Genomic DNA, 12,731 nt, shown 5'->3' on the forward strand with positions numbered 1-12,731 from the left:
CATTTCGGTGACGGCGGCGTGAAGTCTTTGCCTTGCGTTTGGACGTCTAAATGACAGTGCTGTCATCTTCGACGCGCCGGAGGTGACGTTTTCAGGCGATATGTGCGTCGCGTCACGCAAGATGGCGTGCATCCGGGTCGTGCCGACTTTCGCGTGACTGACATCCGCTTGCGTGAATGCAGCGGCTCGCCCAGCTGCGGGGCGTATCACGCTTTTCCTCGGAGGCGTTTCTTACCATCGCCGGCGCAGGGGGAAACCAGTTGGAGATCATCATGCTCCCCGGAATTGCCGGCCGCTTCGCCGTGTCCGTCCTGCTCGCCGGTTTCGCCTGCACCATCAACGCCGCGGAGGCGCCGACGCCAGGTGCCGATGTGCTGGCACGGGCCGATCCTCTGGTACCGCGTCCATCGGTCACGCCCTGTACGGAAGAGCTGGCCGATGTGGCCACGATCGGCGAAGGCCACGGCAGTTTCGATTTCTCGCCCCATCACTGCGGCGCGGGTCCGTGGGCCAAGATCGTGCTGGAGATGGATTTCATCCTGGGCGACGACCGGCAGGGCAACCAGGTGCCGTTGCCGCTCAATGTGTGGCTCAACGGCGTGAACCTGTATGCCGGCAGCATCGCCCTGGCCGGCAACCATGACGTGATGGCGCCATGCTACGAGGTGTACTGCGGGCATCTGGAGCGCGACGTCACCGATTATGCGTCTGTGCTGCGCTGGCGCGGACCGGTGCAGCGCGGGGCCGGCAACTGGAGTGCCGGCGTGGGTAACGAAACCACGCACCGTGGTCCGAGCTTTGTCGGCATCGCCCGCTTGAAGTACTACCCGCCCACGCTCACCGAGCCCGCACCGGCGGTGCCCGATACGGTGCTGCCGCTGGGTGCCGGCAACTTCTTCACCAGCACCTATGCCACTGGTGCACTCGCCGATCTGCGCGGGACGGGCGATCGCCTGGCGACGAGCTTCAACACTTCCGGACAGGCGAGCTTGCCCAGGAATATCGAGCGCGCCTATCTCGACGTGACGGTGCGCCCGTCTGCCTACAACTACGTGCCGACCAGCAAGACCATGGGCTATCTCGATACCAACGATCCCTGGTACAGCTGCCTGCCGGCGCCACTGGCGGTTGCGCTCCCGCGCCTGCTGCTGGACGAGAAGCACAAGTTCGCCGCGCAGTGCATCGGTGGCGCGTTCCGAGAAGCGGAGGTGAGCATCGACCAGCAGCCGGCCGGCGTGGTCCCGCTGTATCCGAGCTATCCGACCACCAGCGAGCGCGATGTGCAGCTGTGGCGCCCGTCGATGCAGCCGCAGGAGTTGCTGTACGTGCCGCATCGCGTGGATCTCAGCCCGTTCGCCGCGCTGCTCAGCGACGGCGCGCCGCACACGATCGCGGTGCGCATCGCCAGCAATAGCCATCCGGGCCTGACCAACAACCCCGTGGCAGGTGCCTGGGCTTCGGCGAACCTGCTGCTCTATCAGGATCATCGCGTGAAGCAGGTCACCGGCATGCTCACCCGCAACGATCTGGCCGGGCAGCCGGCAGTACCCCGCGAGCGCAGCACGGTGACGCGCGGTCGCGACGGCAACCTGAGCGGCAGCGTGGTCACGGCCTTGCAGCGGCATTTCGTGATCGACGGCTATGTGGACGGTTCCAAGGGGCGCATCCGCCATCGGGTGGAGCGCTGGGTGAACTTCGACGACACGCAGGACTTCACGGTGACGAGCGAACAGGTGGGCGCGCAACCGCGCCGGACCTTCGAGAAGACCATCACCTTGCACAGTACCGAGACCGGCAAGACCCGCACTTACCTCAATGGCGTGCTGGCGGACGAGCACATCACCAACTATGGCTATCCGGCGTCGGGTTATTACTACCTTTGGCACGATCCCACGGTGGAGCGCGAGATCCGCAAGTTCCGCCAGGATGTCGGCCTGCAGCTGGTGCAGCATGCCGGCAACGGCAGCACGCTCTACGGCGCCGTAACGCAGAATCTGACCGGCGCCAAGCTCGATGTCACCACCGGCTTGTTCCCGTATCGCGTGTTCACCAAGGTTAACGACCGCGGCACCTGGCAGACCTTCCGCTTCGGCGATACCGCGGGCAGCTGTTACGACACCATGCTGACCACCCGTGACGGCAAGCTGGCGAGCTGGGAGACCGGCGGCAACTGCACGGACGGGCAGAACCGTCTGTCGTGGCAGAGCCGGCCGGATGGTTCGCCCGACGCGCTGGGCTGGCTGTCTTATCCCTGAGGGTGCTCTGGTCCATGCCTCGGGCCCCAGGCGGTCCGGTGGCGCAGCATCACCCCGGCGATCTCCTTGAGCAGCTTGGCTGCCAGCGTCGCGGTGATGTCGTCCCAATCGCGGCGAGGGTTGTACTCGACGATGTCGGCGGCGATCACGGGTTGCTGCAGGGCGTGGATCCAGCCGATCACCTGGCGCGGCGAAAGCCCGCCAGGTTCGCGGTGCGAGACGCCGGGGGCGTAGGCCGGATCGAAGGCGTCGATATCGACGGACAGATAGATCGGCGTGCGGATGTCGAACGGCAACCGCTCGCCGCATGCCGCGGCATCGATCGCTTCGACGCCGAAGCGCCGCCATTGCTCGCGATGGTGATCATTGACCGTGCGCAGGCCCGCCTGGATCAGCCGGCCGGCCAGCCCGTCCTCCATGATGCGCGCGAAGGGCGAAGCGTGTGAGCGAGGGTTGCCCTGATAGGCGTGGTAGATGTCCGCGTGCGCATCGATGTGCAGGATGGTCAGTGATGCATGGTGCGCATGCGCGGCACGCAGCAGGGGATAGGTGATGGCGTGGTCGCCGCCGAGGCTGATCAGTGGCGTGCCGGTGGCAAGGATGGCGCTCGCTTCGCGTTCGATCTTCGTCCAGGCGTCCTCGCTTTCGTCGAAGCCGATATCGCCATGGTCGACCAGCCGGCCAGGTGCGCCAAGATCGATGCCAGTCTCGCTCCAGATGCTGTAAGCGTCGGAGTAGAGCTCACGCCGGATCGCCTCCGGCGCTTGCGCAGCACCCTTGAGAAACGATGAGTTCTCGTCATGGGGAATGCCGAGCAGGGCAACGCTGGTCATGGCGTGGAATCCGTTTGGAGGGTATTCGCAGCGGCACGCTAGAGCCATTGATTGCGCAGGTCTACTTCACGAAACTGAAGTGTTATATAAGCTTTGCTTCATGTTCGATCTGACCCGCCTGCGCCTGTTTCGCGAGCTTGCCCGCCGCGGCACCATGAACGCTGTCGCCACCGCGTTCGAGCTGACTTCGTCCGCCGTATCCCAGCAGCTGGCCACCCTGGAGCGCGAAAGCGGCATGCGCTTGCTCGAACGCGTAGGGCGTGGCGTGCGCCTGACGCCGGAAGGCCTGCGCCTGGCCGAGCATGCCGAAGCCATCCTGCGCACCGTCGAGGCGGCCGAACGAGATCTGCGTGCGGTGAAGCATCCCGGCGGCGGCCTGGCGGTCGCCAGCTTCTCGACCTATGCGCGCTGGCAATTGCTACCCGCGCTCGCATGCCTGCGGCAACGTTCGCCGGATCTGCACGTGACGATCCATGAGATGGAGCCGGCGGACGGCATCGCCGCCGTGCGCCGTGGCGACTGCCAGCTTGCGGTGAGCTTCACCTACAGCCTGGCGCCGCGTGCGATCGACGAGGATCTGCTGGTGTTGCCGATTCTGGATGAGCCGATCGTGCTCGCGTTACCGCCGGCATGGCGCACGGAACGCGGCGCCGTCGATCTGCGCAAGCTGGCCGGGGAGCAGTGGATCGTCGGCTCGCGCGGCGCCGACGATATCCAGCTGGCCGAACGTGCCTGCGCCTTGGCCGGCTTCGTACCTCTCATCACCCATCGGGTGGACGACTATGGGTTGCTGCTGGACATGGTGGCCGCAGGATTCGGAATCGGCTTCGTACCGGAACTGGCGTTGGGTACGAGCAAGGCCAGAGTGGTCGTGCGCGCGCCGCGGCAGATGGCGCTGCGGCGGCAGATCCAGGCGGTCACGCGCGCCGGGCTGGTGGCGTCGCCTGTGCTGCGCGGCCTGGTGGATGAATTGAGGCGCGGCAAGCGCGCCGCGAAGCAGTGACCCAGGGCCGCTCAGTCGAGCGGCCGCACCCAGATGTTGCGGAAGCTGATCGGCGCCGAGGGATCGCCATGCGCCTGCAGCTTGATCGGCGCATCGGTGTAGGGCTTGTAGACCGGCTTGCCGATATACAGCGTTTCGCCGGTGAGCTGCGTGTGGTTCTGCACCAGCACGCCGTTGTGGATCACGGTGACGTAGGCCGGCGACTTCAGGGTGCCGTCGGCGGCGAATGTCGGCGCGGTCCACACGATGTCGTAGTTCTGCCACTCGCCCGGCGGACGCATCGCGTTGGCCAGCGGCGCCGCCTGCTTGTACACGGCGGCGGCCTGGCCGTTGACATACGTCTGGTTCTTGTAGGAGTCGAGGATCTGCACCTCGTAGCCTTCGTCGCCCGGGCCGGTGGAGGCGAGGAAGACGCCGCTGTTGCCGCGGGCCTGGCCTTCGCCGGCGATGTTCTTCGGCTCCAGCCATTCCAGGTGCAGCTGGTAGCTCTTGAAGCGCTTCTTGGTCTGGATGTTGCCCGTGGCCTTGTCGACGGTCAGCACGCCGTCATGGACTTTCCAATGCGCCGGCGAATGATCCTTGGAGGCTTCCCACTGTTCCAGGCCGTGGCCGTCGAACAGCACGATGGCGTCGGAAGGCGGCGCGGCGTCGCGCGCGCCCGGCGTCACCACCGGCGGCACGGGCGTCCACTGCTCGGTGGCCTTGGGATCGCCGGCCGGCGGCGCGTTCTGTGCCGAAGCGATACCCGCGGCGAAGGTCAGTGGGAGAAGGGCGAAGGCGAGGCGCGGATTCATAAGCAGGTCCGGTGAGCGATCAGACGGTGCAGATCTTGTAAGCGTCGGCGAAGGCGGCGAACGGATCGGGGCCCGCCGGCATGAACTCGTGTGCGATATAGCCCTGGTAACCCAGGTCCGCGATGGCCTTGGCCACGGCGTGGTAGTTGAGTTCCTGGGTGCCGTCGATTTCGTGGCGGCCCGGCACGCCGCCGGTATGGAAATGGCCGATCCACTGGAAGTTGTCGCGGATGGTGCGGATCACGTCGCCTTCCATGATCTGCATGTGATAGATGTCGTACAGCAGCTTCACGTTGGGCGAGCCGATGCCTTTCATCACCTCCACGCCGAAGCGCGTGCTGTCGCCCTGGTAGCCGTGGTGGTCGACCTTGCTGTTGAGCAGTTCCACGCACAGGGTGATGCCGTGTTCGGCGGCGAGCGGCGCGATCTTGGACAGGCCCGCGACACAGTTGTCGCGCGCCTGGTTGTCGTCGATGCCCGGGACGCGGTTGCCGAACATGGTGATGACGTTGGTGACGCCGGCCTTTTTCGCGAGCGGGATGGTGGCTTCCAGCTCCTTCAGCAGCGTGGCGTGATTGGCCGGATCGTTGAAGCCCATCGCGATGAAGTTGTCGCGCTTGGACGGGTAGCCCATGGTGACCTTCAGCCCGCTGTCGTTGACGGTGGCCCACTCGTCCGCGTAGAGCAGGTCGATGCCGGCGAAGCCGAGGCTCTTGAGGCGCTTGCATAGTTCCGGCAGCGGCGCCTTGGAGGTCCAGCGGCTCAGCGATTGCTTGAGACGGCCGGAGCCGGCTTTCTGCGTGGCGGCGAATGCGGCCTCGGCGGGCGCCAGCGCGGCGGTGGCGCCGAAGGCCGCCGCGGCGGCGAGCTGGCCGAGCATGGCGCGGCGGGTGATGCCTCGCGAATCGATGGTCATTCGAGCCCCAGTACCTGGCGATTGAATCCACGGTCGGCGCCGGTCGCGGCGAAATCGTCGAACGCGCGCTCGGTGACCTTGATGATGTGGTCGCGGATGAACACCGCGCCTTCCTTCGCGCCCTGCTGGGCGTCCTTGATGCAGCACTCCCACTCCAGCACGGCCCAGCCCGGATAGTCGTACTGCGCCATCTTGCTGAAGATCGCGCCGAAGTCGATCTGCCCGTCGCCCAGCGAACGGAAGCGGCCGGGCCGGTCGATCCAGCTCTGATAGCCACCGTACACGCCGGCGCGGCCGTTGGGCCGGAACTCCGCATCCTTCACATGGAAGGCGCGGATGCGCTGGTGGTAGAAGTCGATGAATTCCAGGTAGTCCAGCTGCTGCAGCACCATGTGGCTGGGGTCATACAGGATGTTCGCGCGCGGGTGCTGGCCGACGGCGTCGAGGAAGCGCTCGAAGGTGGCGCCGTCGTGCAGGTCCTCGCCGGGATGCAGCTCGTAGCAGACGTCCACGCCGGCCTCGTCGAAAGCATCGAGGATCGGCCGCCAGCGCTTGCCCAGTTCGGCAAAGGCTTCTTCCACCAGTCCTGCCGGACGCTGCGGCCACGGATAGAACAGGTGCCAGGCCAGCGCGCCGGAGAACGTCGCGTGCGCGGTGAGGCCGAGGTGGCGGCTCGCCTTGGCGGCCAGTTTCAGCTGCTCGACCGCCCAGGCCTGGCGCGCCTGCGGCTTGCCGCGCAGAGCAGGGGGCGCGAAGCCGTCGAACAGGCGATCGTAGGCCGGATGCGAGGCGACCAGCTGACCTTGCAGGTGCGTTGACAGCTCGGTCACCGCCAGGCCGTGCTCGGCGAGCGTGCCGGCGATGTCGTCGCAATAGGTCTTGCTGGCGGCGGCCTGTTCGAGGTCGAACAGGCGCTTGTCGTTGGACGGGATCTGCACGCCCACGAAGCCGAGCGATGCCGCCCAGCGGGCGATGTCCGGCAGCGTATTGAACGGTGCGACATCTCCCGCGTACTGCGCAAGGAAGATGCCGGGGCCTTTGAGTGTCTTCATGTCAGATTCTCAGCACCGTCTCGACCGCCCACGCCTTGCCGTTGCCGGCCTCCGACTGCGGAATGTCGCCGTGGTAGGCGCCGGGCACGGCCGCGTACTGGAGCACCTGGGTGCACCCCGGCTGCGACAGGAAAAAGCCCGACATGGTGAGCTTCTTGGTCATCAGTACGAACGAGGACGCGGAGTAGGGATCGAGGTCCTTGCCCTTGATCAGGGCTTCCTCGTTGAGCCTGGTCACCAGCGCCTTGCGATGCGCGGCGTCGAGCTGGAGGAACGGCTTGCCGCTTTCCTTCTCGAAGGCCGCCATGGCGGTCAGATAGCGCTTCTGCTCATCCGGCGTATAGACGTCCTTGAACATCTGGTCGATGAAGCGGGGTACGCCCGCATCGGTTGCGCCGGGAGTATCGGAGCGAGGAATGATGACGTCGGCCACGGCGCCGATCAGATCGATCTGCGGCGTGCTGAAGAACTGCGGTGCCGGCCCGCCGGCCTGGGCGGCGGCGTGCGCGTCGAGCACGGCCAGCAGCGACGGTGCGGCAACGGCGCCGATGGCCAGCGCGGACATGCTTTTCAACCATTCGCGACGGTTCATGGCGTTCTCCTTCAGACGTTGCCGCGCTTGAGTTCTTCCACCGCATGGGCGGCCGCGCGCGCGGTCATCGCCATGTAGGTGAGCGAGGGATTCTGGCAGCCGGAGGAAGCCATGAACGAGCCGTCGGTGACGAACACGTTCTTGCAGGCGTGCATCTGGTTCCAGCCGTTGAGCACCGAGGTCTTCGGATCGCGGCCCATGCGCGCGGTGCCCATCTCGTGGATGCCGGCGCCGACGTTGGCCGGCGTGACGAACGAGCGTACGTCGCGATAGCCGGCGGCGCTGAACATTTCCAGCCCATCGTCGATGATCGCCTTGGCGATCGCCTGCTCGTTCTCCTCGTGCGCGGCATCGAAGTTGAGCAGGGGCAGGCCGTACTTGTCTTTGCGGTCGCGGTCCAGGGTCACCTTGTTGCGGTGGGACGGCAGCATTTCGCCGAAGCCCATCATGGAAATGGTCCACGGGCCCGGCGCCTGCGCGGCGCGCTTGAGTTCGTCGCCGATCATCGGCGTGTTGACCAGGCGCGTCCAGTCGCGGCGGCTGGCGCCACCCTGATAGCCGAAGCCGCGCAGGAACCTGCTCTTGTCCTTGCCGACGTTGCGGTAGCGCGGAATGTAGAAGCCGTTGGGGCGCCGGCCGGAGTAATAGCGATCCTCGTGGCCGTCGACCAGCGCGTGCACGCCGCTGCCGAACAGGTGGTCCATGATGTTGTGGCCCAGCTCGCCGCTGTCGTTGCCGAAACCGTTGGGGAAGCGGCTGGAGACGGAGTTGAGCAGGATCTGCGTGGTGCCGAAGGTCGAGGCGCACATGAAGATGACCTTGGCGAAATACTCGGTCTGGTGGCCGGTCTCCGCATCCAGCACGCGCACGCCGGTGGCCTTGCCCTTGACGTTGTCGTAGATCAGCTCGTAGACGATGGCGTTGGTCACCATGGTCATGTTGCCGGTCTTCTGCGCGGCAGGCAGGGTAGAGGAGTTGCTGCTGAAGTAGGCGCCGAAGGGGCAGCCGCGCATGCACAGGTTGCGGTACTGGCAGGGTGCGCGCTGCGGGCTCTTGTCGTGCTTGAGCGGCCCGGAGAGGTTGGCGGTACGGCCGATGATCAGCTTGCGGCCATCGAACTTGGAGGCGATCTTGTCGCGGAAATCCTTCTCCGGAGCCGTCAGGTCCATCGGCGGCAGGAAATCGCCGTCCGGCAGCTGCGGCAGGTGTTCGACCGAGCCGCTGACGCCGATGAAGTGCTCGACGTAGTCATACCAGGGCGCCACGTCCTCATAGCGAATCGGCCAGTCGACGCCGACGCCTTCCTTGCCATTGGCCTCGAAGTCCATCGGGCTGAGGCGGTAGCTCTGGCGGCCCCACATCAACGAACGGCCGCCGACGTGGTAGCCGCGGAACCAGTCGAACGGACGGGTCTCGACGTAGGGATTGTCGATGTCGTCGACGAACCAGTGCTTGGTGGACTGCGTGATGCCGTAGAACGAGGGGCGCGTGTGGATCGGATGGCGCTCGATGTCGTGCCGCGTGGGCTCGTCGCCGTAGGGCAGTTCCCACGGCGCCTTCATCGCGGTGGGGTAGTCGCCGTGCTCGACCATGCGGCCGCGCTCCAGCACCAGTGTCTTGAGGCCTTTCTCGGTCAGTTCTTTCGCGGCCCAGCCGCCGCTGACGCCAGTGCCGACGACGATGGCGTCGTATGTGTTCTTTTCCATGCTGTTCCCTTGGGGCAGGTTCAACGAGGTATCGGTGGAAGCGGCGCTCAGCGCAGCGGTTTCAGGTAGGCGTAGTCCACGCGCGCGGCCTGGAGCTGATCCATGCGCGCGAACGGGCCTTCCTGCTCGACGAAGCAGTGCTTGAGGCCGGAGGCGTCAGCCGCGGCCATGATCGGCTTGTAGTCGAGCGTGCCGCGACCCAGTTCCGCGCCCGGGAAGTCCTTGCCGCCGGCGCCGGGCAGGAAATCCTTGGCGTGCATCAGCGGGATGCGTCCCGGGTTGGCCTTGAAGTAGTCGGCGGGATTCTTGCCGCCCATGTGCACCCAGCCGCAGTCGAGTTCGAACTGCACCAGCTTGGGGTCGGTTTCCTTCAGCAGCACATCGTAGAAGGTCAGCCCGCCGCCCACGTCGGTGAACTCCCTGTGGTGATTGTGATAGGCGTACTGCAGGCCGGCCGCGCGCGCTTTCTCGCCGATGCGGTTGGCGTATTCGGCGGTGCGCTTGGCTTCGTCGAGCGAGTAGGTCGGCTCCGGCGCGGGCTTGCCCTTGGCGGCCAGTTCCTTCTGCATCATCGACGGCAGCATGCTGCTGACCATGTACTGCGCGCCGAGCACGTGCGCGGCCTCGATGCCCGGCTCGACGCCGAGACTGTCGATGTGCAGGCTGGGGCTGCGCAGGCCGGTTTCGTTCAACTGGTCGCGCAGCGTCTTGGCGGTGGTGGTGACGATGGCTTCGATCTCGCTGTAGCCGATCGCCTTGAGCGTCTTGAGCGAGCCGACCGGGTCGTCCTGGTAAGCCTTGAGGATCATGTAGAGCTGGATGCCGAGCGGCTTGCCTTGCGCGGGCGCGGCCAGCAGCCGGCCGGGCGCGCTGGCGGCAAGCCATGCGGCGCCGGCGCCGAGCACCGAGCGAGCCAGGAATTGCCTGCGGGTCATCATCATGGGGTGGATCTCCTGGTAAGCCGAAGGGGAGGTCAATCGGTAACGGCGGCGATGCTGCCGACGGTGCTCTTGCGGTCCTTGAACGCCAGCAGGAACAGCACCAGCACGAACGCGGCGCAGCCGCCGGCGATGAGCCAGATCGGGCGCCAGTCGTGGGCGACCGCGCCCTGGGTCGCGTACATGTCAACCACTTTCCCCGACAGCCACGAGCCGACGAACATGCCCAGGCCGTAGGTGAGGAAGGTGATCAGGCCCTGCGTCGCCGCGCGCAGCGCGGGCGGTGCCTCGCGGTCGATGTAGATCTGGCCCACCACGAAGAAGAAGTCGAAGCAGATGCCGTGCAGCACGATGCCCAGCCACAACATCCACATCAGATCGCCGGGCGTGCCGAAGGCGAACATCACATAGCGCGCGACCCAGGCCAGCATGCCCACGGCGAGCATGTACTTCACGCCAAGGCGGCGGAAGAACCAGGGGATCAGCAGCATGCAGAGGATTTCCGACATCTGCCCGCCGGTCATCTTGCCGACGGCGTTCTCCACGCCGACCTCGTTGAGGAACAGATTGGTGAAGGCGTAGTAGAACTGCAGCGGGATGCAGATCAGGAACGAAGCGAGGGCGAACACCGCCATCGAGCGATCGCGCAGCAGGTGCAGCGCTTCGAGCGGCAGCGCGTGGCGCAGCTCGAAACGCTGGTTGCGCGCGAGCGGCGGGGTGGGCGGCAGGGTGAAGCAGTACAGCGCCATCACCACCGACAGCCCGGCGGCCAGATGCATCGGCGCGGCCGTGGCTTCCACGCCCCACTTGCCGACGATCAGGCCGACCACGATCCAGCCGATCGTGCCGAGCACGCGGATGCCGCCGAACTCTTCGCGCGGATCGTCGATATGGCGCATCGCCAGCGAAGTGGTCAGGGCCAGGGTCGGCATGTAGCAGAGGCTGTAGGCCAGCAGGGAGGCGTACACCATCGGAAACGACGTCTGCTTCGCCGCCACGACCAGCAGCACCGCGCCGAGGAGATGCAGCGCGGCGAGCACGCGACGCGTGTCGAACAGGCGGTCGGCCAGCAGGCCCACGAACAGCGGCGAGATCATCGCGCCGACCGCGGTGGTGCTGGCGACGGCGCCGATCTCCTGGCCGCTGAAATGCAGGGTCTTGCCCAGCCAGGTACCGACGGTGACGAACCAGGCGCCCCAGACCGCGTACTCGAACAGCATCATCAAGCGAAGGCGCCACTTCATCGACGGGTCCCCTTTTTGCGCGGTGAGCGGAGGCTGTCTTCCACGCTTTGCCACACGCCGCCGGCGGCGTGGCTCCTGAGCATGGCATCGATCAGCAGGTTGTTGCGGTAGCCGTCGGCGAAGGTCGGCAGCGCGGCGGGCTTCTTCGCCGGCGCGCCGCCGAGACGGATCCATGCATAGGCATCGGCGATCAGGTTGCGGAACGCATCGGCCCAGGCTTCCGGATGGCCGGCAGGCAGGTGCGCGTAGCCGCGCGCGGCCGGATCGAGCTGGGCGGGGTCGCGCGTCAGCACGGTGCTGGGCTGCGCGTGATGGCCGATCCACAGATCATTGGGCTGCTCCTGCCGCCAGGCGAGGGAGGCCGCGCGGCCATTCACTTCCAGGCGCAGGTCGTTCTTGTGGCCCGGCAGCACCTGGCCGACGGTGACGCAGCCGCGCGCGCCGTTGTCGAAGCGCAGCAGCACGCTGGCCAGGTCTTCGCTGGCGATCTTCACCTTGCGGCGCGGCGCGTTCTTCGCCGTGCCGGCGAAAGCCTTGGGCGAGGCGGTCGGCGCTTCGCGCACCGGTACCGCCGTGTGCAGGTCGGCCAGCACTTCGACGATGCGCGCGCCGGTGACGTGCTCGGCCAGGTCGCACCAGTGCGAGCCGATGTCACCCAGCGCGGAACTGGCGCCGCCGAGCTTGGGATCCAGGCGCCAGGAATAGGCGCGCTCGTCGGTGAGCCAGTCTTGCAGGTAACAGCCATGCACGAAGACCGGCGCGCCGAGCTTGCCCTTGGCGATCATCGCGCGCGCCTGCTGGATCAGCGCGTGCCCGCGATAGTTGAAGGTGACCACGTGCGCCACGCCGGCCGTGCGCGCGGCTTCGTACAGCTCGCGGCTTTCGTCGAGGCTGCTGGCCAGCGGCTTGTCGGAGATCACGTGCTTGCCGGCGCGCAGCGCGGCCAGCGAGACCTCTTTGTGCAGGTGGTTGGGCGTGGTGTTGTGCACGACCTGTACGGCCGGATCGGCCAGCAGCTCGCGGTAGTTTTCGTAGGCGTGGCCTACGCCCAGTTCGCGTGCTCGCTTCTTCGCCGAGTCGAGACTGGAGCCGGCGACGCCGAGGATGTCGACATCACCCAGGCGGCGCACGGCATCCAGATGATGCGCGGCGATGAAGCCGGGGCCGACCAGGCCCATGCCCAGCCGAGTCATCGGATGGCAACTCCGCCGGAACGGAATACCGGCGCGAACGACGCGCCCTGCGCTATGCCGGCGTTGCCGGCGACGGACTGGCTTGCCATGAACCCCTCCACGGTGCTCGCTGCCGCTGAAATGTATTCGATTACATCCGCATGAAACCGTGGTTTCTGACCGGTTTTACACGTGCCTCTCCATCGCGCGTCGGCATCTTCCCCCG

At 66.4% G+C, this 12,731-nt stretch carries 11 protein-coding genes; 2 read left to right on the plus strand and 9 right to left on the minus strand.

The window, feature by feature from the left end:
* Nucleotides 1-272 precede the first annotated feature (272 nt).
* Nucleotides 273-2,255 (plus strand): peptide-N4-asparagine amidase, encoded by a 1,983-nt coding sequence (locus ACNR9O_RS06260; RefSeq protein ID WP_473682118.1) that lies wholly within the window; start codon nt 273-275, stop codon nt 2,253-2,255.
* Here the strand turns inward: ACNR9O_RS06260 and ACNR9O_RS06265 are convergent.
* Nucleotides 2,246-3,088 carry an agmatinase family protein gene (locus ACNR9O_RS06265; RefSeq protein ID WP_473682117.1) on the minus strand — a complete coding sequence of 281 codons (843 nt, stop codon included), beginning with the start codon at nt 3,086-3,088 and terminating at the stop codon, nt 2,246-2,248. The genes ACNR9O_RS06260 and ACNR9O_RS06265 overlap by 10 nt on opposite strands.
* A 100-nt stretch (nt 3,089-3,188) precedes the next feature.
* Between ACNR9O_RS06265 and ACNR9O_RS06270 the strand changes: the two genes are divergently transcribed.
* Complete coding sequence (locus tag ACNR9O_RS06270; protein WP_473682116.1) at nt 3,189-4,091, plus strand: LysR substrate-binding domain-containing protein; 903 nt, start codon at nt 3,189-3,191, stop codon at nt 4,089-4,091.
* Between the two features lie 11 nt (nt 4,092-4,102).
* Here ACNR9O_RS06270 and ACNR9O_RS06275 read toward each other — a convergent pair whose 3' ends face one another.
* Genes ACNR9O_RS06275 through ACNR9O_RS06310 form a run of 8 tightly spaced genes read right to left on the minus strand, consistent with a single transcriptional unit; the run spans nt 4,103 to nt 12,526 of the window.
* A complete protein-coding gene (locus ACNR9O_RS06275; RefSeq protein WP_473682115.1) occupies nt 4,103-4,885 on the minus strand; it encodes a 3-keto-disaccharide hydrolase in 783 nt (260 codons plus the stop codon).
* Nucleotides 4,886-4,904: 19 nt separating this feature from the next.
* The gene (locus tag ACNR9O_RS06280; protein WP_473682114.1) at nt 4,905-5,801 is read right to left on the minus strand and encodes a hydroxypyruvate isomerase family protein; all 897 of its coding nucleotides are present in this window, start codon (nt 5,799-5,801) and stop codon (nt 4,905-4,907) included.
* Complete coding sequence (locus tag ACNR9O_RS06285; RefSeq protein ID WP_473682113.1) at nt 5,798-6,853, minus strand: sugar phosphate isomerase/epimerase family protein; 1,056 nt, start codon at nt 6,851-6,853, stop codon at nt 5,798-5,800. The genes ACNR9O_RS06280 and ACNR9O_RS06285 overlap by 4 nt, the downstream gene beginning before the upstream one ends.
* A gap of 1 nt (nt 6,854) precedes the next feature.
* On the minus strand, nt 6,855-7,445 hold the full coding sequence (locus tag ACNR9O_RS06290; RefSeq protein ID WP_473682112.1) for a gluconate 2-dehydrogenase subunit 3 family protein: 591 nt from the start codon (nt 7,443-7,445) through the stop codon (nt 6,855-6,857).
* An 11-nt stretch (nt 7,446-7,456) separates the two neighbouring features.
* Nucleotides 7,457-9,151 carry a GMC oxidoreductase gene (locus tag ACNR9O_RS06295; protein ID WP_473682111.1) on the minus strand — a complete coding sequence of 565 codons (1,695 nt, stop codon included), beginning with the start codon at nt 9,149-9,151 and terminating at the stop codon, nt 7,457-7,459.
* A 47-nt stretch (nt 9,152-9,198) separates the two neighbouring features.
* Nucleotides 9,199-10,092: a sugar phosphate isomerase/epimerase family protein gene (locus ACNR9O_RS06300; protein WP_473682110.1), complete on the minus strand. Its 894-nt coding sequence runs from the start codon at nt 10,090-10,092 to the stop codon at nt 9,199-9,201.
* Nucleotides 10,093-10,124: 32 nt separating this feature from the next.
* Entirely contained in the window at nt 10,125-11,333 is a 1,209-nt protein-coding gene (locus ACNR9O_RS06305; protein WP_473682109.1) for a nucleoside permease, read from the minus strand.
* On the minus strand, nt 11,330-12,526 hold the full coding sequence (locus tag ACNR9O_RS06310; protein WP_473682108.1) for a Gfo/Idh/MocA family protein: 1,197 nt from the start codon (nt 12,524-12,526) through the stop codon (nt 11,330-11,332). The genes ACNR9O_RS06305 and ACNR9O_RS06310 overlap by 4 nt, the downstream gene beginning before the upstream one ends.
* Nucleotides 12,527-12,731 lie beyond the last annotated feature (205 nt).

It is taken from the genome of Dyella sp. CR10 (assembly GCF_055814425.1).